The 22,587-nt window shown below is 57.2% G+C and carries 12 protein-coding genes; 9 read left to right on the top strand and 3 right to left on the bottom strand.

Annotated features, from left to right (window positions below):
* Positions 1 to 8 precede the first annotated feature (8 nt).
* The gene (locus MYS68_RS20040) at positions 9 to 2,369 is read left to right on the top strand and encodes a glycoside hydrolase family 95 protein (protein ID WP_248927548.1); all 2,361 of its coding nucleotides are present in this window, start codon (positions 9 to 11) and stop codon (positions 2,367 to 2,369) included.
* A 292-nt stretch (positions 2,370 to 2,661) separates the two neighbouring features.
* On the opposite strand, the gene MYS68_RS20035 is transcribed toward MYS68_RS20040, so the two are convergent.
* From MYS68_RS20035 to MYS68_RS38875, 3 genes are all read right to left on the bottom strand, one after another.
* Positions 2,662 to 3,987 (bottom strand): ABC transporter substrate-binding protein, encoded by a 1,326-nt coding sequence (locus MYS68_RS20035; RefSeq protein ID WP_248927547.1) that lies wholly within the window; start codon positions 3,985 to 3,987, stop codon positions 2,662 to 2,664.
* Positions 3,988 to 4,167: 180 nt separating this feature from the next.
* The gene (locus tag MYS68_RS20030; protein WP_248927546.1) at positions 4,168 to 4,926 is read right to left on the bottom strand and encodes a response regulator transcription factor; all 759 of its coding nucleotides are present in this window, start codon (positions 4,924 to 4,926) and stop codon (positions 4,168 to 4,170) included.
* A complete protein-coding gene (locus tag MYS68_RS38875) occupies positions 4,901 to 6,742 on the bottom strand; it encodes a cache domain-containing sensor histidine kinase (protein ID WP_248927545.1) in 1,842 nt (613 codons plus the stop codon). The genes MYS68_RS20030 and MYS68_RS38875 overlap by 26 nt, the downstream gene beginning before the upstream one ends.
* Before the next feature lie 164 nt (positions 6,743 to 6,906).
* Here MYS68_RS38875 and MYS68_RS20020 point away from each other — a divergent pair, with 164 nt between their 5' ends.
* The 8 genes from MYS68_RS20020 to MYS68_RS19985 all read left to right on the top strand — a co-directional run bounded on the left by MYS68_RS20020 (position 6,907) and on the right by MYS68_RS19985 (position 22,447).
* Positions 6,907 to 7,911: a DUF1835 domain-containing protein gene (locus MYS68_RS20020; protein ID WP_248927544.1), complete on the top strand. Its 1,005-nt coding sequence runs from the start codon at positions 6,907 to 6,909 to the stop codon at positions 7,909 to 7,911.
* A 154-nt stretch (positions 7,912 to 8,065) separates the two neighbouring features.
* A complete protein-coding gene (locus MYS68_RS20015) occupies positions 8,066 to 9,163 on the top strand; it encodes a Gfo/Idh/MocA family protein (protein ID WP_248927543.1) in 1,098 nt (365 codons plus the stop codon).
* Positions 9,160 to 10,014, top strand: coding sequence for a sugar phosphate isomerase/epimerase family protein (locus MYS68_RS20010; RefSeq protein WP_248927542.1), 855 nt, complete (start codon positions 9,160 to 9,162; stop codon positions 10,012 to 10,014). Before MYS68_RS20015 ends, MYS68_RS20010 begins: the two co-directional genes overlap by 4 nt.
* Before the next feature lie 6 nt (positions 10,015 to 10,020).
* Positions 10,021 to 11,691 carry a hypothetical protein gene (locus MYS68_RS20005; RefSeq protein ID WP_248927541.1) on the top strand — a complete coding sequence of 557 codons (1,671 nt, stop codon included), beginning with the start codon at positions 10,021 to 10,023 and terminating at the stop codon, positions 11,689 to 11,691.
* A gap of 337 nt (positions 11,692 to 12,028) precedes the next feature.
* Positions 12,029 to 15,181, top strand: a complete 3,153-nt coding sequence (locus tag MYS68_RS20000; protein ID WP_248927540.1) for a glycoside hydrolase family 2 protein — start codon at positions 12,029 to 12,031, stop codon at positions 15,179 to 15,181.
* Positions 15,070 to 17,175 (top strand): hypothetical protein, encoded by a 2,106-nt coding sequence (locus MYS68_RS38870; protein WP_248930960.1) that lies wholly within the window; start codon positions 15,070 to 15,072, stop codon positions 17,173 to 17,175. Before MYS68_RS20000 ends, MYS68_RS38870 begins: the two co-directional genes overlap by 112 nt.
* Positions 17,175 to 20,411, top strand: a complete 3,237-nt coding sequence (lacZ, locus tag MYS68_RS19990) for a beta-galactosidase, LacZ type (RefSeq protein ID WP_248927539.1) — start codon at positions 17,175 to 17,177, stop codon at positions 20,409 to 20,411. Before MYS68_RS38870 ends, lacZ begins: the two co-directional genes overlap by 1 nt.
* Entirely contained in the window at positions 20,408 to 22,447 is a 2,040-nt protein-coding gene (locus tag MYS68_RS19985; RefSeq protein ID WP_248927538.1) for a beta-galactosidase, read from the top strand. Before lacZ ends, MYS68_RS19985 begins: the two co-directional genes overlap by 4 nt.
* The last annotated feature ends 140 nt before the right edge of the window (positions 22,448 to 22,587 follow it).

Below are 22,587 nucleotides of genomic sequence, written 5' to 3'. Positions count from 1 at the left end.
AGATCGCAATGGACGATGTGAGAAAATTGGGTGCCGGCAGCAAGCTGTGGTACGAGAAACCGGCCAGAGCCTGGACGGACGCGCTGCCGATCGGCAACGGGCGGCTCGGCGCGATGATTTTTGGCAAAGTGAATCAGGAACGGCTGCAATTAAACGAGGACTCGGTATGGTACGGCGGGCCCGTCAGCGGAGACAATCCGGACGGCCGCAAATATTTGCCGGAAGTGCGCCGATTGCTTATGAAAGGCAACCATGTGGAAGCGGAAGAGCTGGCGCAAATGGGGCTCATGTCGATCCCGAAATCGCTGCATCCTTATCAGCCGCTCGGGGAGCTGCAAATTTATCACGACGGCGAGAAGAAGATGATTTCGAATTATTACCGGGATCTCGATATCGAAAAAGGTATCGCCCACGTCTGCTACGATCTGAACGAAGTGCCGCATATCCGCGAGCTGTTCAGCAGCGCGGTCGACCAGGTGCTCGTCGTCCGCATCACGTGCGGCCGCTCCGCCAAGCTGAATCTGCGGATGAATCTCAGCCGCAGACCTTTTGACGAGGGTACGAGCCGGATCGGCAACGATACGCTGGTGATGAGCGGGCAGTGCGGCAAAGACGGCGTGACATACTGCGCCGCGGTTAAGGCCGTCGCCGAAGGCGGCACGGTGAATGCGATCGGCGATTTTTTGTCCGTTCGCCATACGAATGTGGTGACGCTTTATATCGCCGCCGCGACGACGTTCCGCTTCGAGGATCCGCAGGCCGAATGCATACGGCAGCTTGAGCACGCCGCCCGCAAAGGCTACGAGCGGGTAAAGCAGGACCATGCGGCCGATCATATGTCCAAATTCGGACGGATGAAGCTGGAGCTCGGCCGGTCCAAAGAGGGAGGCGACCTCGCGGCGATGCCGACCGATGCCAGGCTGCAGCGGTTTAAGGAAGGCGGAGACGATCCGGGCCTTATCGCGCTTTATTTTCAATACGGTCGCTACTTGCTGATGGCCAGCTCCCGTCCCGGGTCGAATCCGGCCAATCTGCAGGGGATTTGGAACGAAAGCTTCACCCCTCCGTGGGAGTCGAAATATACGATCAACATCAATACCGAGATGAACTACTGGCCTGCGGAAGTGTGCAATTTGTCCGAATGTCACGAGCCTCTGTTCGACCTGATCGACCGGATGCGGCCGAACGGCAGGAAAACGGCGCAAACCGTATACGGCTGCCGAGGCATCGTAGCCCATCATAACACCGACATGTGGGGGGCGACCCACATTGAAGGGAACTTTATGCCGGGTTCGATCTGGCCGCTCGGCGCCGCGTGGCTGTCCCTTCATCTTTGGGAGCATTTCCGATTCGGCCAGGACGAAAGCTTCCTGCGCGAACGGGCGTATCCGGTGATGAAGGAAGCGGCCGAATTTTTCCTCGATTATTTGTTTGAAGACCAGCAGGGGCGCCTCGTGACCGGGCCTTCCGTTTCTCCGGAAAACAAATACATCGGTCCGAGCGGCAGCGTAGGCAGCTTGTGCATCGGACCGTCCATGGATACGCAAATCATTTACACGCTGCTGCGCGCCTGCATCGACGCCTCCAAGCTGATGCAGACGGACGAAGCGATCCGTTCCGAATGGGAGCGCGTGCTGCAAAAGCTGCCGAAGCCGAAGATCGGCAAGCACGGCCAGCTCCAGGAATGGGTCGAGGACTGGGATGAGGTACATCCGGGGCATCGCCACATTTCTCACCTGTTCGCGCTTCATCCCGGCGAAATCATCCACCCGCGCCATACTCCGGAGCTGGCGCAGGCGGCCAAACGGACGCTGGGGCGCAGGCTCGAGCACGGAGGCGGGCATACAGGCTGGAGCCGCGCGTGGATACTTAACTTTTACGCGCGCCTGGAGGACGGGGAACAGGCCTACGAGCATCTGCGCATGCTGCTGTCGCAGTCGACGCTGCCCAACCTGTTCGACAATCATCCGCCGTTCCAGATCGACGGCAATTTCGGCGGAACTGCCGGCATCGCCGAAATGCTGGTGCAGTCGCACCGCGGCGAAATTGCGCTGCTGCCGGCACTGCCGAAAGCATGGCAGCACGGCAAAATTTCCGGGCTGCGCGCCCGGGGCGGCTTTGAGCTCGACCTCGAATGGGAGGAAGGCGAGCTTGTCCGCTGCACGATCCGGGCGTCTAAAAGCGGCCCCTGCACCATCGTTTGCGGCCGCGGGTCCGCGCAGTTCTTCGTCGAATCGGATGGGATTCCGGCAGCCGTCGAAGCGGCGGAGTCGATGGTAAGGATCGATGCCGAAGCCGGCAAAACATACGTGCTCACCGCAAAAAAGCAGCCGCTGGGCAAAGCGGCGAATGCGGCCCCGGGCCTATAAGCGCGGAGCCGGAAACGGTTCGGACGATGCCGCCCGCATATGCGAGCGGCATCGTCTAACGGGTGCAGCCGAGCTTATTCGGCTCAAAAACGTCAATTTTAATTTGTAACGGTTGTGACGGAGCCTATTTCTCATCTTGTATCCTTCGATACGAGAAAAGTTCACAAATAACCGCTCTGGCAACCGTTACCGATCTGAAAATCGCCTATTTGGCTCCTATAAGCTCATCCGCAACCGTTACTAGCTAAAAACGGTCTGGCGTCTTTAAAAAAACTCCGATAAGGAGTTTTTCTTACTGATACGGATTGACTCCGCCCTGCTTAACCAGCTCCTGAGCCTCGCGAATCGTTTTGTTCATCGCATCTTCGGTCATCCTGAGCGCTGTCTGACTATCCTTGGATTCCTTCGAAATCAAATTCCATACCATATCCGTATTCGTATCGATAAACGTCAAACCGGGTTTGCGGAGCGTCGGCTTGGCGCTCGTTAAATAAAACAGCGACTCGACGCGTTTGCCTCTCCATTCCGCCAAATCTTTGGCGAAAGCTTGCTGTACCGCCGGATCCGCCAGCGTCGGGATAACCCCTTGTTTGGCCAATTCGATTTGATATTCGGGCGACAGCAAATAGGCAATAACCTGAAACGCAAGATCTTTCTTCGTCGATTGATTCGTGATAAACATCCCGTTTGTGTTCGGCTGGAATTTGGCTTTCGGCGCTTCCGGGAAAACAGGCACCGAAGAAATATCGAAATTGATATTTTTGTTTTCGTTAATCAATCTTGTGGCATTTTCCAACGAATCGATGATCATCGCCACGTTGCCTTTGGAAAATTGGTTCGTTTTGACGAGCTGGTTGCCGGGAATATCGTAAAACCGCCGGATGTTGTTGACGATTTTCACCCAATTTCCGGAAGTCAACGAAGCTTTGTCCTCGTTCGGATCCAGCCCGGACTCGCCAAGCTGGTTGAATTTCATATAGTGCGCCGGATTCATCTGGAACCCTTTGTAGGTGATGTCACCGTCCTGGCGCGTCAATCTCTTCGTTTTGTCGTACGCTTCGTCCCAGGTCATGCCGTCCTTCGGGTACTCCTCGCCGAATTTGTCAAAAATATCTTTATTGTAAATCAGCACCCACTCGTTGTTATTGAAGGGAAGGGAATACAGCTTGCCTTCCGATGCGGCGATCGACCGCTGCATATCCGAAGGATTGATTTTGCCGGTGTCGAAATTGTATTTTTTAATAAGCTCGGTCACGTCGTATTCCATCTTGAACCTGCCGACCTGCCTGTACGAGTTTCGCCGGACTTCATCGAAAATAATGTCGGGGATCGTTCCCGCCGCAATCAGATCCTCGTACCTCCTGCCCGGGTTATCCCAGGCGACGTGCTTGAACTGAACGTCCGGAAACTTTTTCTTGAGAAATTGCCCCACCTGTTTGTCGAAAATGTCTTCCTTCACATAAAAAGCCGGCCAAGCCGTGAAGATGAACAACTCGTTTTCCGGCGCTTTGACCGGAGCTTCCTTGACGGCAGCGTTTTCACTCCCGCCTGTGCATCCGCCGACGGCCGCGGCGGCCAAAGCCGTCGTCAGCGATGCGGCAATCAACCGCTTCTTCATTGGTTTACCTCCCGGGTCTTTGTTGGAACACGACTATCGTAACCTACGGCGCACGACCCGATAAATTCTAAAATTTTAAGAAAAGTGGACTGTTTTAAAGTGGATTGCTTCTCCGGGACGGTTCCGCCCCTCTCCGCTGTTTTCACCACGCTTTAATGGGGAGGGGGAGGAGAGCAGCCGCTACCTGTACAGCTTCTGAAATTCGCCCGGCGTTAAGCCCGTTGACTCCTTGAACACGCGGGAAAAATATTTGGCATCCGGGTACCCTACCCGTTCCGCCACTTCAAACGCTTTAAGCCTCGTTCCAACCAGCAGCTGCTTCGCTTTTTTGATGCGCATTTCCTTCAGGCAGGCCGTAAATGACACGCCCAGTTCTTTTTGAAACAAAGAGCTGAGGTATTCCGGCGTAATGCCGCAGGAGTGGGCGAGCTCCTCCAACGTAATTCCGCTTTGATATTGTTCCCGAATGATTTTCAGCGATTTATGGATTACCAGACTGCAGGACTGATGGCATTGCCCGCTGTCTGTGCCGGTTTGATCTTGCGGCAGATCCGGTTCAGGGCGTCCCGTCAAATCCTGCTCCGCCTTAAGCAAGGCATCCTTCAGATCGCCAACGGTAATCGGCTTGAGCAAATACTCGATCACGCTGCCGATCTGCAGCGCCTTACGCGCGTATTCGAATTCCGAATACCCGCTCAGGATGATCGTTCTTGGAATAGTGCCGCACAGCTTCAAACGCTCCAGCATGTCGATTCCGCTCATCATGGGCATGCGAATATCGGTGATGACGAGATCGGGAAGCTCCTGGCGAATGACGATTTCCCCGTCGAGGCCGTTTTCGCATTCTCCGACGACCCGATAGGCGCCGCTCAGTTTGCCAAGCAGGCGTACGATGCCTTGACGCGTTTTTTCCTCATCTTCCACAACTACGATTCTCATTTTTCACCGTCTCCTCAAACGCAGATTGAAAAGGGACCGTCAGGATGACCTTGGTGCCTGTCCCCGGCTCGCTTTCGATCGTGCACTGCGCGCGCTCTCCATAATACAAGTAAAGCCTCTCCGTGACATTGCGGATTCCGATCCCGGAACTACCCGCCGCAATCTCGCGGGCCCCTCTTTCCATTACGGCTCTAACGGCGGACCCATTCATTCCGCAGCCGTTGTCTTCGATTTCTATGCGCAGGCAGCCGGCATCCCCCGCAAAAAAGCGGATATGAAGAGCCGCGTCCGATTTTTTTCCTGCAAAGCCGTGAATGATCGTATTTTCCACAAAAGGTTGAAGCAGCAGCTTATAGATTTTGGCTTTCTTGACGGCCGGATCGAGATGAATGAAATACCGGAACGCATCGTTGAAGCGGGTTTTTTGCAAAAACAAATAATGCTCCAGCCATTCGAGCTCCTGCACAAGCGGCACCATCTGGTTGCTGTGGCTTATGCTGTAGCGGAGGATGTGGGCGAGGCCCTTCAGCATCCGGCTGATTTCGTACTCCTCTTTTTCAATGGCCATCCAGTTGATCGAATCGAGCGTATTGTATAAAAAATGCGGATTGATCTGTGCTTCCAGCGAACGGATCTCCGACTCCTTTTGCTTTTGTACGGCAAGCTTCGTCTCCTCCATGAGCCGGTTCACCGTGGTCATCATTTTGTTAAAGCTGGAGGCGATAATGGAAATTTCATCTCCTTCGGCATCGTCGATTTTGACGTTCAGATTGCCGTGCTCCGTCTGCTTCATGGCGTTTACGATTTTGGATATCGACTGCGTCAGCAGGCCGGAAAAATAATAGATGAGCAGCGTGGAGGCGAGAAGTACCGCAAATCCCGTCCACAGGTTCATGTTTTGCATCGCGTACATTTCTCCGAACATATTCGCCTCTCCCGTCATGCTGACGATGGTCCAGCCGGTTTTTTCGTTAGGGTAGTAGTTGAGAATGGAAGAACGGTTCAGCACCGAAGCCTGGTCGGGCAGACGGTCCTTGCTGAATTCCTTCACGCCCAAAATGTCGGAAAAACGCGCTCCGATCTTTTGTTTATCCGGGAAAGACACGATATTCAAGGCGGGATCGATCAAAAAATTGGCGCTGATCCCGGCGTTCGGCATGTCCATCAACGTCAGGCTGCACGCATCGGAAAGAACGGATTCCTTCAACGTCATGACCAGGTAACCCATTTCCTCCAGACGTTCGGACGTAATGCCGTATAGCCTGCGGGCGATATGAAACATGTAGTCGTCCTTGCCATCCCTGCTGACCGGTTCCGTAACGGTGATCAGCGGATTTTGCCGGATCGCATTGAGCTTCATCACGAGCAGAAACGGCGTCTTGTCCCGGCTCCATAACGAATCCGTTATCTTGTCGTAAGAGACGAGCACGTTGCCGTTTTTATCGAAATAGGTGAATCCGCGTATGCCGTCTCTGGAGTTGGCATAACCGGAAAACGTTTGCAAAAGTTGGTCCGAAGCGGCAAGCTGCTCGAAATCGGAGCCGTGGACCATTTTTTTGGTAGCGGCGATCACATCTTCGTTGACGACGACCTGATAGAGCACATTTTCGTAGTCGGACAAGACGGCGTTCAGGTTTTTATTCGTCTGGATCAGCGTATAGTTCACCAGCTCGTTAATTTTGGATTTCATGGCCCGCGTCGAATTGATATAGGTGAGATAATGCATGCAAAGAAGCGGCAGAATAGCGACGAGTACGAAGGTTGCAACCAGCTTGCCCCTGTAGCTGAGCTTTACTTTTCTTGCGATGCGGTGCACAAATCCACCTTCTTGGAAAAACAGTTTTCTCTATCATAAAAGCTTCCGGGCCGGCCTGCTATACGGCAACCCGTTCATATAGTAGGTGGATCGTCGCATCGTAACCTTTTTATTTTGCCGCGGCACTTATATAGTAAGAACATGGATGAAAGGAGGCGCGAAATATGCTTCATATCGTTAACGGAGATACCGTTGCCGACAAGCTAAGGCAAGGGGGAGTTGAGGGAGATATTTTGGTATGGAGGGAAATATACCCCGTAGGCCCGGTGTTCGGCGATATGGAAAACGAAAGCAACCGGGCGGCAAGGGCCGGGTATCTGGAACAGGTTATGGGAATACCGCAGGCCGAGTATATCGAAATATGCAGGACGCAGGAAAAAAAACTGCAGGACTTTAAGAAGTACGAAGAAGTCGTATTATGGTTTGAGCACGATCTTTTCGATCAGACGATGTTGTGTTATTTGCTCCATTGGTTTGCCAAGCGAGCGTTGGGCAAAACAAAGCTGAGTCTATTGTGTATCGGAGCGTACCCGGGAATCGAGTTATTTAGGGGGCTGGGGCAGCTTACGGCAAAGCAATTGGCGGCTTTGTCCGGCACTTGGCAGCTTGTCGGACGAAAGGAACTTGAACTGGGGAGCAAAATATGGGGGGCTTATTCTTCGGCAGAGATAGAGGATCACAACGGGGTACTTCGTCTGGATACGTCCATTCTGCCTTTCGTTCGCGACGCATTCGAAGCTCATCTGTCCCGGCTTCCGTCCGCCCGCAATGGGCTGGGCATCATAGAGCAAGCGACTTTGGAGACGCTCGCAAGCGGAACGTTAAAGCCGTACGAGCTTTTCCAAAAAGTGGGCAACCAATTGAACATTCTTGGTACGGGGGACTTGGAATATTGGTACCGATTGGCGAAAATGTCGGAAGAACCTTATCCATTAATTTCAATTCGAGGGCCGGTCAATTTTCCCGATTTCAACAATCCGGAATCTTCATTCCACGAATGCGCCGTTTCTTTGACGGAGCTTGGGAGGAACGTTCTGGATGAAAAACAAGATTGGGCAGCCTTAAAGGGACCGGACGATTGGGTTGGGGGACTGCGTCTTAAGGGCAAAGCACCGTTCCGCTGGGACCCGTCCGACAAGACCGCCATCAAGGTGCAAGACGAGGGGTGAAGACCCGCAATACGAATAATGCCGTCCGGCTGCCCGGACGGTTTTTTGCTTGTTCTGCCGATGCGAACGTGGTCGAATCATCCCTACAAAATAGCATGAACCGCCTATAAATGTTTTTTGGCAGTAGTGTAATGTTAGGGTTAGAGGTGAGACTATGGAATTTATAAGACCGGAAGATTATTTGCCAAGCAAGAAGCAGATTGCGGATACGGCGAAATACGGAATCGGCCTGATCGGGTGCGGCAGCATCGCCAATACGGCGCATTTGCCCGCATACCGGAAGTACGGCCTGCATATAGCGGCTTGCTGCGACGTCAATGAGGAAGCGGCGCGCGCCACGGCGGAAAAGTTCGACATCCCGTTCTGGACGACGAATGTAAGCGAGCTTCTCGAGAGGGAGGATGTCGGCGTCATCGATTTGGCGATTCACCCGGAGCCGCGGCTCGAAGTGCTGAGGCTGATCGGCAAGGCGCCGAGGCCGGTGCTCTGCCAGAAGCCGCTTGCGCTTGATCTGGCGCATGCCTTTAAGCTCAGCGAGGAGGCGAAGTGGCTCGGCATCACGCTCGGCGTCAATCAGCAGGCGCGCTGGGCACCGGCCCACAAGGCGTTGAAGCTTACGCTGGAGCAGGGGCTGCTCGGAAAAATATACAGCATTCACCATTACATGCGTTCGTTTCAGGACCAGCCGGGCTGGTGGTGGACGACGATGAAAAATTTCAACATCGTCGATCATGGGGTGCATTACGTCGATCTGTGCCGTTATTTCAACCCTTATCCGGAAGAGGAATGGTCCCGGGTGCACTGCACGACGGCGCAGCTTCGGCAGCAAAACGCGGTGGACCCGCTGATCTATTCGGCGAACGTCGAGTTCGGCCCGAAGGGCGGGCGAAATCGGCTGATGGCTTCGCTGCATTTTAACAATATCGTCAAGGCAAGCCGTTCCCACAGCCACACCTGGTGGATCGACGGCACGGAGGGCAGCGTCTGGTGCACGCAGGACACTTTGTATATGGCACTGAACAAGCATAAAAACGTCGTCCACGAGATCAAGCTGAAAGGAAGCTGGTTCCCGGACGCGTTCGCCGGTTCGATGATCGCCTTCATCGCCGCTACGGAGCAGGGCTCTCCTCCGCCGGTTACGCCGGAAGACAACCTGCAGACCGTCGCCATGACGACCGCGATGGTCGTCTCCAGCCAGGAAGGCTGCGTTGTCGAAAGGGCGGACATCCTGAAAAGGAGCGGGATCGAATGAACAGACTCGGTTTTATGAGCTACAACTATATGGGCTGGAGCGCGGAAGCGATGACCGAAGAGGCCCGCCGGCACGGCTTCGCTTATGTGCAGTTCGATCCGCGGCAGGCGGTGCAGGTAATGGACGAGAGGCCGCTGTCGCCGGAGCGGGCCGAAAAGATTCGGGGACTTTTCGAAGACGCGGGAATTTCCGTTGTCGGCCTTTCCGGGTATACGAATTTGATGAACCCGAATTTGGCGAAAAGGGAGCAAAAACTTCAGCAGCTGGAGCAGATGATCGACCTATGTTCGGCTTACGGAACAAGGTATATCGCGACGGAGACGGGCAGCCTGCATCCGACCAACTCCTGGAAGGATTGCGAGGAAAACCGGACCCCGGAAGCGTGGGATGAGCTGCTGCGTGTTGTCGACAGGCTGCGCGCCCGGGCGGCGAAAAACGGAGCTGTGCTGCTTATCGAAGGGTTTGCGCTTAATGTGCTGGCGACGCCGGAGCAGGCGGCGGACATGATCGGGCGGCTCGGCAGCGAAGGGCTCGGTCTTGTGATGGATCCGTTCAACTATTTGACGCAGGACGATTTGCATTCGCGTGCCCAGCAGGCGGCGATGGCGAACATTTTCGAGCGGATCGGGGCGCACTCCCCGGTTGCCCATGCCAAAGACTCGCTCTACGGCGAGGAGGGCTTTACGACGCCGAGGGTGGGCGCCGGGCAGGCGGATTGGAACATATATGCGGCGCTTCTGGCCGAACGTTTGCCTGATGTGCCGCTCATTCTGGAGCACGCCAAACCGGAGGAAACGGCGGAATGCCTGGAGCTGGTCCGGAAAGCTTTTCATCATGCGGCCGGGAAGTGATCGATCATGAAGGTGCACAAGCCGAAATTAGGTAGACCGAAATTAGGTATTCAGGGCCCCGTCGTCGCCTGGCAGGACCCGTGGGCGGGAGAGGCGTCGGAGCGAATTATGCGGACGGGAACGGGCAGCGTCTGCCCTTCGCAGGATCCGAAGCCGGAGCCGGGATCGTTTGTCCACGCCTTGCGAGGACTAGGGGCCGACTTTTACGTTCATCACGTGATCCCCGAAATGAAAGGGTATTCAGAGCTGCTTGCGGATATCGCGAACGCGGGTATGGACATTTGCCTCGGCAACGAATACGGCAACATCAACGGCCCGTGGGCGGAAGGAACGAACCGGTACGACGTCCCCGACGAAGCGGTGATTCAGGCGGCCCGTTCGGGGAGGTGCATCGGGCTGCTGTACGACGAGCCGGAGCATTTGCAAATCAATGCCGGGCAATACCGGCATGACGGCTGGTTTCCGCACTGGGGAGCCACCGACGGCCTCAGCCTGGCGGCATCCCGCGATAAGGTGCGGCAAGCTGCGGAAGCCCGCGTCCGGCATGTGCGGCGCGTGGCGGAACAGACGGAGGCCGCGGGCAAAGCGATTCCGCTTGTTTCGGAGCATGTGTTTCCGACGATGTTCCATACGTTTGCAAGAGCGGGAATGGACGTATGCCCGAAAATCATGAAGGAATCGTTCCAGTCGCTGCAGCTGTCAACCGCGCTCGGGGCGGCCAAACAATACGGCAGGGCGCTGTGGATTTGCGCCGATTTGTGGGGGCCGGACACGGGCGCGTGGTTTACCCGGTTTCACGGGTTTCCCGGCCATTCTCCGCAGGAGTTCGCATCGGCGCTAAGAATGGGCTACCTGATGGGGCCGACGCATTTGTTCGCGGAAAATATCGACGTGCTGCTGCGGCATACGCCGGCAGGATTCGAAGCGACCGAATTCGGCGAAGTGTGGAAGGAGTTCACCGGCAAATTCGTCCCCGAACATCCGCTCGGCTGGTCGCATTTAGAGGCGGACCCGGATATCGCAGTCATTCATTCGGATGACGGCAACTACGGGCAAAACGAGAGGTTATTCGGCAACCGGGAGCTTGCCGGCGAAGAACATTCGTCCAGCGTCTTTCACATCTGGCACCTGCTCAGCCGCGGAACGATCCCGGCGCACGGCGGCTGCATGCATATACCCGGCTTCGAGTTTCCGCGACATGAATTGAAACGCGAAGTGCCTTACGAAAAATATCCGCTGGAACAAGGGTATGTGTCCGGCCGGAGCAGGCCGGTTCACCCGTTATTTTATCCCGTGGGCAATGTGCTCGCCTTCGACGAGCAGGTTCGCGCGGATCAGCTCGGAAAGCCAAAGCTGGTGCTCGCCGGCGGTTCCTCCCTCTCCCTGGATGCGTGGAAGGCAATCGTCCAAAGAGCGGAGGACGGGGGCACCGTCATCGTTGCCCGCTGGCTGCTTCCCGAGGACTGCCCGGGCTATTTGCGAAGCAGCGGGAAAGTCGGCCTCGGGCAGTGGATCGTCACGGACGACTTTCTGGAGGCCGGCGTGAAAGAAGCCGCCGCCCCTTTCCTCGGGGAAGAGCGCCGCTGGACGCAGCGCTTCGGCAATACGGAAGTGCGGATATACTCCGCCGACCGCGAAGGATTTACTCTCGATTTTGAAATTGTTGATATTAAATAACGTCGGCAGGTTATTGCCGAATCTTTTTAAAGATTTGGTGAAAATAGCGGAGTGGGACGGAATCGTGCCGGAGAAGCGTAAGCGGTCGCCTTTGTAGTAGAATCAGAATTTATAAGCCGGAAGGCGTTAAACATCTGATTCGCAAGAAAAGCTTCCGCTTAAACACGGATGTACATCATCGAATTGGCATCGATCTGAAGCTTTTCTTAACGGATTTCAACCGCCGACAAGCGTTTAAATAAGGAAATCCGTGAACAAGAGCGATCGGAGGTACGATCCGGTACACGCAGCGGTATATTTTCACCGGATCTTTGCCACCGTCGAGGGGGAGTGCATATTGGAAAAAGCGAAGCCATTGGATCCGTTCGCGGAAATCGCATTCCGCGAACATCCCGGAAGTAAATACGAATTGCAGGAAATTCCCCCCATATCCTATGAGAAAAAACATTTCACCCCGGGTCCGGCGAAAGCGGAAAATGCGGCGGTCCCGTCTTACGAGGAGCAGCTCGCCCAGTTTCACGAAGAGCTTGAGCTGCTCCGCGAGAAGTACGCGCCGTTTATGCGGAATTTGACGCCGGCGCCCGGCATGAGGCGCGGCCGGCAGCCTTTTACGCAGTTTCAGTTCCGCTATCAGACGCCGGAGGATGCCCAGTTCAGCCGCGTGCTGGAAGGGGCGGGGGAATGGGAAACGGTGACGATCCCCGACTTTCGCGGGCCGACCGGCGAGACCGGCAGGTGGACGGGGTTTTACCGCACCGAGTTTGCCTATCATGCGGCTCCGGAGGGGAAGCGGGTCTATCTCGTTTTCAAAGGCGTCGACTACAAAGCGACGGTGTACCTGAACCGTAAATGTTTGGGCAGCCACGAGGGGTTTTTCGCTCCGTTCGAATTCGACGTCACCGATTTTTTGCGGGAGCACAACACGCTTGTCGTCGAGGTGCACAACGATTATCCGATGATGGGGGTCGGCGGCACGCGGCTGGACGGCGACAAAATTTATGCGGCGACCGGTCCGGGCTGGGACGACCCGTACAGCGGCTGGAATCATTGCCCGCACGGCGCGGGGATTTACAACCGGGTGTATTTGGAAGAGCGCCCGCAGCTGTTTATTCAGGACATCTTTGTCCGGCCGAACATCGATGAAGATTTCGTCGAAGTATGGATCGACGCGACCAATACGACGAATAAGCTGATGGAGAACTTCGAGCTCACTTTACAAGTGCTGCCGAAAAATTTTGCCGGGGAAGGCCTCGGGCCCATCTCGTTTCCGGTCGCGTACGCCGGGCCCGGCATCAACTTCTACCGGTACAAGGTGGATTTTCCGTCGTTTCGGCTTTGGGAGCCGGAAACCCCGTATTTATACGTGGCGCGTGTCGATGTCTTCGCAGACGGGGAGCGCATCGACAGCCGGGACCGCAGCTTCGGCATGCGGAAGTTCCACATGGACGAACAAAACGAGCCGAAAGGAACGCTTTATCTCAACAACCGTCCGATCCTGCTGAGAGGCGCCAACGAAATGGGCCATCTGCAGCAATGCGTGATGAGAAACGACTTCGCTCAGCTGGCGGACGATATTTTAATCGCAAAGCTGGCGAATTTGAACTTTTACCGGATTACGCAGCGGCCGGTTCAGGAAGAGATTTACGACTATTTCGACATGCTCGGCATGATGCATCAATGCGATCTTCCGACGTTCGGTTTTATCCGCCGCAATCAGTTTGTCGAAGGCGTCCGCCAGGCGGCGGAGATGGAGAGGCTGATCCGCAGCCATCCATCCTCGGTTATCGTATCGCTCATTAACGAGCCGTCCCGCACCGAAAAGCGCCGCAAAGGGCACCGCCATTTGCACCGGAACGAGCTGGAAGCGTTTTTCGTCGCCGCGAGGCAGGCCATTTTTGTCGAAAATCCCGATCGTGTGGTCAAAAACGCGGATGGGGACTACAATCCCCCCACCCGCGAAGGATTGCCCGATTTTCACTGCTATAACATGTGGTACACGAACAATACGATCCCGGTCGGCAAAATGTACAAAGGATTTTTGCCGGCCATCCGCAAAGGCTGGAAGGCCGGGTGCGGCGAGTACGGCACGGAAGGTCTCGACAACATCGAACTGATGATGAGCCGTTATCCGAAGGAATGGCTTCCGTCCGGGGAAAACGACGAAACGTGGCTGCCGAGCCGGATTCACGGCTCGCAAACGTACACGCTGCACGGCGACTGGTTTGCCGAGCAGCGGACGATGCGCGAATGGGTTGAAGCGAGCCAGAAGCACCAAAGCCTGGCGACGAAGCTGATGACGGATGCTTGGCGCCGGCGGGCCGATCTGGTCGTTTCCACGGCCATCCATCTGCTGATCGACGCATGGCCTTCCGGTTGGATGAAAGCGCTCGTCGGCGTCGACCGGATTCCGAAGCCGGCTTATTTTACGTACAGGGATTGCTTGAAGCCGGTGCGCGTCCATTTAAGGTGCGACAGATGGAAGGTGTACGAGGAGGAGACGCTGGAAATCGAAGCGTGGCTTCTGAACGATACGCCGAGGCCGCTCGGCGGATGCCGCATCGTGGCGACGCTGCGCGACGATACCCGCGACTTCGCCAGCTACGAAATCGCCGGCTCCGTTTCCGAAGCGACGTCGCGGTATGCGGGAACGATCCGCTTTTCCGTGCCGCACGTGCAGGACCGCCAAACGCTGCACATGGATGCTTGCCTGCTGGACGGAGCCGGGAATTTGCTGAGCAAGGAACGGTTTTCCTTCGAAGCGTTCGCCAAAACGGGCCGTCCGCAGCCGCGGCGGGCCGCGTTTCTCGATGCGGAGTCGGAGCTGCTCTGCTCGCTGCTCGGTATTTCCGCCGGGCAGTATGACGTGAACGCGGAGCAGTCGGGTCCCTTGATCGTATCCTCCAGAGAAACGTTCGATCGCCATCGTGATCAGGTTCTGGAACGGGTTCGGGCGGGTGCGACCGCGATGCTCGTGCTCAAAGGTCCCGACAGCGGGCCGTGGGACGTCGGTGACACCGTTATAGGAACCGCGAAGCTTAGGCAAATTTACGTCTTGTCGGCGGAAACCGGCGATCCGGGCCTTGCATGGATAAAACCCGACGATTTCGCTTATTTTTACAATTTGACAAGCGACCGGATCGACGGCATAAGCAACTGCCATCTGCTGGGCGACGGAATCGAGCCGATCTTGTTTGCATACCATCCGCAGGACGAACCGGGCGGCAAACGAAAGCTTCCTTTGGTCGGCGTGAAGCGTTTGGGGCAAGGACGGCTGGTTCTCGTGTGCCTGCCGCTGGAGGGAAGAGTCGGCTTCAATCCGACGCTGGACCGGTTTTTACTATCCATTCTCGAGGGAGGAGGGGCTGAAGCATGTACGCCATTGTTAGCCGAAACGGGCGAAGACGGGCAGAAGTTACGGCTGCCCCTGAAGGAATCGGACTCGTTTTACGGGACGGGGACGGAGACCCGGCTCATTTCGCAGGATATTTGAGCGACATGCTGCTTTGCTCGGCGGGCAGGCCATGGCGGCTGAGCAAAGCCGGACCGGAGGCGGTGCAAATCTCCCAAGAGGCGGATGCGATACAAATCAGCGGTACGGTCCAGTCTTTAAGCTTTACGCTAAAGCTGGCTTTCGACCCGCGCGGTTTGCTGGGCCTGCACGTGATCTGGGAAAACCGCACCGACCGCACGCTGCGCGATATGGCCGTAGGTCTCTTGTTCGAGCTGCCGGGGCGGGAAGGAGAGAAGGTGACGATTCCCCATATGATCTACAACAACAATCCTTCGTCCGATCCGACCAGGGCCGTCCCCCGGCTTGGCGAAGGCCCGGGCAAAGGGTTTATTTGCGAGGAGCACCGTTTGCCGATCCCCTGCGTAAACGTGGAATGGACGGACGGGCATAACGGCGAGGAGCGGTTTCTCTCTCTGTTTTCGCTTCCCTCTTATTTCGAGCTTGAGGACGGATCGGTGCAGTACGGCTCGCTCGGTGCGATTCGGGATGAGCATCGGCTGACCTTGGCCGCGCTGAGCGGCGTGCTGATGTTTAACGGCGAGAAAGACATGATCTGCATCGCCAAAAACAAAACCGAACGGTATCACGGCGGCTATACCGACTTTTCCCCCGGCTTTGCTTTAACGAAGGAATACGCTCTTGATTGGGGGCAAGTTGCGCGGCCCGGTCAAGGCTTCCGCGAAATCGTGCGCAAGGGATTAGAGCTGTACGCCCCGGAAGGGGCCAGGCCGCTTTCCCTTGACGAGATGATCCGGCTCAAGACGAATGCGCTGGACGACAGATGGAGAACCGATTGCTGCGGAGCCGCCGGTTACGTGAAATTTTCCGACTCGAACGACTTCGGCAACGTATCGAAGCATCCGCTGCATTTTATGTACGGCTGGACGGGGCAGTGTCTGAAGCTGGCCTGGTGCGATGCCAAGCTGGGGTTTGAAACCGGCCTGGAGGAGCGCGTCTTGAGGTGCCGGCAGGCCGCCGATTTTTATGTGCGCGAAAGCCGGACCGGGGTTCCCGGCTTAAGGCACGGCGTATACCGGCTCGGAGAGGGGCGCTGGGACGGTTTTAGCTGGAACAAGCAGCCCTCCGTCTCGAGCCGCGCCCTGGGGGAAACGATCGCCGATTTGGCGGAGATCGTGCTTTTGTTCCGGCGGCACAGCAGGGATTTGCCGGCAGCATGGATAGAGGCCGTCCGCGAGTCGGCCGACTTTTTCCTCGGCGCCGCGCTGCCGAGCGGCGTGTATCCGGCCGCATGGCTGCCGGAAGGCAGGCCGGCGGAAGAAATGATTACGGCGGCCGGCCTGCCCTGCCTGATCGCCGTCGCGAAAGCGTACCGGGTCACCGGGGAAAGCCGGTATTTGCAGCATGCCGAAGCGGTTATGCGGCGGTATTATGAGCTGCACGCCGAAACGTTCGATCGGCCGTTCGCCCGTTCCACGCTCGATGCGAAGTGCGAGGATAAGGAGGCGGGCATGTATTTTTTTCTGGCCGCCTACGAGCTGTTCCTGCTCACGAGCGAAACGCGCTACCGCGACTGGGCGGAAATTGCCGCAGATTGGCTCCTTACTTTCGTATATATGTGGAACCCCGCCTACGACCGCGGATCGAAGTTCAGGGATGAAGCCTTCCGCGCCGCCGGATGGCCGGGGGTGAGCGTGCAAAATCACCATCTGGACGTATTTTTCCCGACGTTCGAGCTGTGGCGGTTCGGCCGGCTTACAGGCAGCGCGCAGTACGAGCGGCTCGGGCAAATGATGCTCTACGCGATGGGGCAGGGCATCTGCACGAAACCAGGCGAGTGGAACTTCACCGTTGCCGGGGAGCAGGGGGAAGGTTTTTTCCAAACGAACTGGAACCACAGAGGACACAGCAACAGATGGAACCCGTCCTGGGTGGTCGCGCTCGTGCTGCAAAACGCGCTGCGATTCCGGGATGCGGCGGAAACGACGAATGAGGAACGGGAGATGACTGCGTGATGGATAAAGCGATCCCGGATTGGGAAAATATCGAGATCCTGGGACGGAATACGGAGCCGCCGCATGCCGGACTCATGCCCTACGGCGACGTGAAGTCGGCGCTTGAAGGGGAACGGGGGGCATCGCCTTATTACCGTTCGCTGAACGGCAGCTGGGCGTTTTATTATGCGGAAAGCGCCGCGCAGGCTCCCGACCGGTTTTACGATCCCGAATACTCTTCGGACGGCTGGAGCCGGATACCGGTCCCGGGAAACTGGCAGATGCACGGATACGGCCGGCCGCATTACTCCAGCAGCTATTATCCGTTTCCGATCGATCCGCCGCACGTGCCCGGCGATAATCCGGCGGGGTGTTACCGCAGAAGCTTTTTCGTTCCGGAGAATTGGGATGATCGGCAGGTATTTCTCGCTTTCGAAGGCGTCGACTCGGCTTTTCACGTATGGGTGAACGGGCGGCCTGCCGGGTACGGCCAAGGAAGCCATATGCGCTCGGAGTTTCGGATCACTTCTCTGCTTGTGCCCGGAGAAAACGTGGTCGCCGTGCGGGTATACCAATGGAGCGACGGCAGCTATTTGGAGGATCAGGACAAATGGCGGCTGAGCGGCATTTTCCGGGACGTCTATTTGAAAGCGGTGCCGCAGGTGCATATGCGCGATCTGTTTGTGCAAACGGAGTTCGATGAGAGGCTCGCGGATGCGAAGCTGAAGCTTCGTCTTCACGTGAAAAATTACGCAGACCGCGAAGCCGGCCCGCACCGGCTGCGAATATCGCTGCTGGATGCGGAGAGGAAGCCCGTCTGTGAAGGAATCTGCGAAGAGGTGCCGTCGCTCATTTCGAACGAAGAGAAGTTACTGCACGTGGACATCGCGGTCCCGGCTCCGCGCAAATGGTCGGCGGAGGAGCCGAACCTGTACGCGCTGGCGCTGCAGTTGGAGGATGGGCAGGGCGGTCAATCGGAAGCGGTGAGCGTAAACGTCGGATTCCGCGAAGTGCGGATTCGCGACGGGCGGCTTCTGGTCAACGGCAAAGCTGTGAAGCTGAAGGGTGTGAACCGCAATGAATTCCATCCGGAGCTCGGGTTTGCCATCCCGCTGGAATCGATGCTTGAGGATATTCGCCTCATGAAGCGGCACAACATTAATGCAGTCCGCTCCTCGCATTATCCGAACGACACGCGATGGCTCGATTTGTGCGATCTGTACGGCCTGTACGTCATCGACGAGGCGGATTTGGAGACGCACGGCGGCCATTTTATCGGCAATGAGAGCTTTTTGGCGGAAGACCCGCGCTGGAAGGAGGCGTTCCTCGACCGGGCGCGGCGCATGGTGGAGCGGGACAAAAACCATCCGTCGGTCATTGTCTGGTCGCTCGGCAACGAATCGGGCTACGGGCCCAATCACGATGCGATGGCCGAATGGGTGAGGCGCGCCGACCCGACGCGGCCCATCCATTACGAGCGTGCCAAGGACGCGCCGGTCGTCGATATCGTCAGCTGTATGTACCCTTCCTTGGACGTTTTGATCGCGGAAGGGGAAAAAACGGACGATCCGCGGCCTTTTCTGATGTGCGAATTCGCGCACGCGATGGGCAATTCGGTCGGCAATTTGCAGGAGTATTGGGACGCGATTTACCGCTACCCGCGCCTCATCGGCGGTCTGATCTGGGAGTGGGCCGATCTCGGTATCCGGCAAACGTCGGAAACGGGCGAAACGTGGTACGCATACGGCGGCGATTTCGGCGATCATCCGCACAGCGGGCATTTTTGCATCGACGGACTGCTGTTTCCGGACCGTAGGCCGAAAGCGTCGATCCTCGAGCTGAAAAAGGTGATCGAGCCGGTGAAAGCGGAGCTCGTCGATTGGCGGAAGGGGCTTGTGAGCATTCGCAATCTTTACGATTTCAGCACGCTCGCGCATCTGGCCGGATATTGGGCCTTGCTGTGCGACGGCGAAATCGTCGAGCAGGGCGAGCTTCCTGCGCTTGATGTGCCTCCCGGCGAAGAGGCCGCCTTCGTGATACCGTACCAAACGAAGCCGGAGCGTTTGGGCGGAGAAGTGTGGTTCCATCTCCGCTTTACGCTGCGCAAGGCGACAATTTGGGCTCCGCAGGGCCATGAGGTGGCGTGGGCCGATCTTCCGGTCCCCGCTGCCGCGCACGCGGAGCAGCCGCTGATCGCACCGGACGCGATGCCGCTTCTGCGTACGGACGAAACGGAGAAGCTGCTGCACGTCTCCGGGGAGGATTTTTCCATCGCCTTCGATAAAATTCGGGGGGAACCGGTCTCTTTCGAATACAACGGAATTCAGCTGCTGACGTCCGGCCCCAGGATCCATTTATGGAGGGCGACGATCGACAACGATACCCGACAGGCGAAGGAATGGAAAAAGGCGGGCTACGATATGCTGACCGTCCGTGTACAGGACGCGGCGGTTCGCCTGTACGGGGATCGCGCTGTAGAGATTACGGTGAAATCGTCGCTAGGGGCGGCGGGGCTCGGCGTCTGCTTTGCGGCGCAGACGATCTATACCGTGTACGGCACGGGCGACGTCACGATCGCGGCCCGCATCGCGCCGCTGCGCGAGGAGCTTCCGCCACTGCCGCGGTTCGGGCTGCAGTTGGCGATGCCCGGCGAGTTCGACCGGTTCGCATGGTTCGGGCTCGGGCCGCACGAATGCTACGCCGACCGCAAGGCGAGCGGGCGCCTGGGCGTATACGGCGGCCTCGTGCAGGACCAATACGTGCCGTATATCAAACCGCAGGAGAACGGCAGCAAAGCCGATGTGCGTTGGGCGGCGGTGACAAACAAACTCGGCGTCGGGTTGTTTGTAGGCGGCATGCCGCAGCTTGCTGTCGGCGTCAGCCACTACAGCACGGAAGCTCTTGCCAATGCGAAGCATACCGGCGATCTGGTCCGTTTAAACGAAACGATCGTCAGCTTGGATTATCGGCAGGCGCCGCTCGGCAACCACAGCTGTGGGGAAGCGCCGCCGCTGGAGAAGTACTTGCTGATTCCGCAGGAGATGGAATTTTCCTTACGGCTGAAGCCGTTTAGCGGTAAAGATTTGTCGCCGGCGAAGCTGAGCAAGCGGAGGCCGGGGCCGCTGCCGAAACGCGCCGGGGCTCCGGAGGCGCCTGCCGCAGCCGGGGTGGCCGGCTGGCTGCAAGCCCGCGCGCTGCCGATTGCAGCAGCGGAATCGGCTGCCGCGTCGGCGCCGAAACGGGAGGTGGAATCATGAACGGCCGGAAATTTCCGAAAATTATGTACGGCGGCGATTACAACCCGGAGCAGTTTCCGCGGGAAATTTGGGACGAAGACATGCGGCTGTTCCGGCTCGCCGGAATCGACATCGCGACGCTGAACGTATTTTCGTGGGCGCTGAACCAGCCGGACGAAGAAACGTACCGGTTCGATTGGCTGGACGAGATCATGAACAAGCTGCACGAAAACGGGATCCGCGTTTGCCTGGGGACGAGCACGGCGGCACATCCGGCGTGGATGGCCCACAAATACCCCGACGTCCTGACGGTCGGCTACGACGGGCGCCAAAGAAAGTTCGGCCGCAGGCACAACTCCTGCCCGAACAGCCCGACCTTCCGCCGTTACGCCGGACTAATGGCGAGGAAGCTCGCGGAGCGGTACAAGGATCACCCGGCCCTGCTGCTTTGGCATGTGAACAACGAAATCGGCATCCGCTGCTACTGCGGCAACTGCGAGAAGGCGTTTCGCGAGTGGCTGAAAAAGCGTTACGGCGCTTTGGAGGAGCTGAACCGTGCGTGGTATACGCGCTTTTGGGGACACACGTTTTACGACTGGGAAGAGATCGTTCTTCCGAGCGGCTTAAGTGAGGGGCTGTCGGGAGGCAACTCCGACCAGACGGCTTTTCAGGGAATAACGCTCGATTATTACCGGTTTAATTCCGACAGCTGGCTGGAATGTTACCTGATCGAAAGCAGTGCGATCAAGGAAATCATTCCCGATGCGGTCGTCACGACGAATTTTCAAGGGAACGGCACGTACAAGCCGCTCGATTATTTCAAATGGGCCGCCCATCTCGACATCGTCGCGCTCGATATTTATCCGGAAAACCATACGCCGGAAAGCTATATGGCGATGAGATACGACCTGATGCGCGGCCTGAAGGACGGCGCTCCGTTTATGCTGATGGAGCAAAGCCCCGGCGTCATCAACTGGAAGCCGGTGAATCCGTTAAAGCGGCCGGGCGTCATGCGGCTGAGAAGCTACCAGGCGGTGGCGCGGGGAGCGGAATCGGTCATGTTTTTCCAGCTGCGCCGCTCCCTCGGTGCCTACGAGAAGTTTCACGGCGCCGTCATCGACCATGCCGGCCATGAGCACACGCGGGTGTTTCGGGAGTGCGCGGAGCTCGGCGGCGAGCTGAGGCACCTGGGCGATCTTCTGCCGGACTCGCGGGTGACGAGCAAGGTCGGCATTTTGTTCGACTGGGACAACTGGTGGGCTGTGGAGCTCGGCGGCGGACCGTCGGCTCATTTGAAATATCTCGACCAAGTCCAGAAATACTACGATGCGTTTTACGAAAACGGCATCCAGGTCGATTTCATTCATGTCGGCACCGATCTCGCCTCCTACGATTTGGTGGTCGCCCCCGTGCTGTACATGGTGAAGCCCGGTTTCGCCGGGAAGCTGGAACGGTTTGTCCGGGGCGGCGGCACATTTGTCACGACGTTTTACAGCGGAATAGCAAACGAAAGCGATCTGGTGACGCCGGGCGGCTACCCGGGCGAGCTGCGCAGGCTGCTGGGCATATGGGTCGAGGAAATCGACGCGCTGTTTCCGGAGCAAAAAAACGCGATCGTCATGAAAGGGAAGCTCGGACAGCTTCAAGGATCGTACGACTGCGGGCTGATCTGCGAGGTCGTTCACCTCGAAGGGGCGGAAGCGCTTGCGGAATTCGGCAAAGAGTTTTACCGCGGCCGGCCCGCCTTAACGCGTCACCGCTTCGGCAAAGGGCAGGCGTGGTACGCCGCGACGGACCCGAGCCGCGATTTTATGCGGCAGTGGATCAAAGGTTTGTGCGAGGATAAAGGCATTTCGCCTACGCTTGCCGCTCCGCCGGGAGTCGAAGCCGTATGCCGCGAGAAGGACGGCATCCGCTGCCAGTTTATACTGAACCACACCGATCATCCGCAAAAGATCGATATCGGAGAGCGGGAGCAAAGGGATCTGCTCACCGGCGCCCTCCTCAGCGGCGAAGCGGAGCTTCCGCCCAAGGGCATCCTGATTCTCCAGGCTTAGCGGAGTGGCGAAAAAGCGAAGTGGACGGAATCGTGCTGGAGAAGCGTTAGCGGTCGCCTTTGAGAACGGATTTCCACCGCCTAATGGCGGAACATCATTGAATGGGGTCCCCACAAAGTATTTGGAAAAGCTTCATAGAT

Origin of the sequence: Paenibacillus hamazuiensis (genome assembly GCF_023276405.1) — a bacterium.
GTDB lineage: Bacteria > Bacillota > Bacilli > Paenibacillales > NBRC-103111 > Paenibacillus_AF > Paenibacillus_AF hamazuiensis.
The sequence above is the reverse complement of the archived record's forward strand: the minus strand, read 5'-3'. Positions and strand labels throughout refer to the sequence as shown.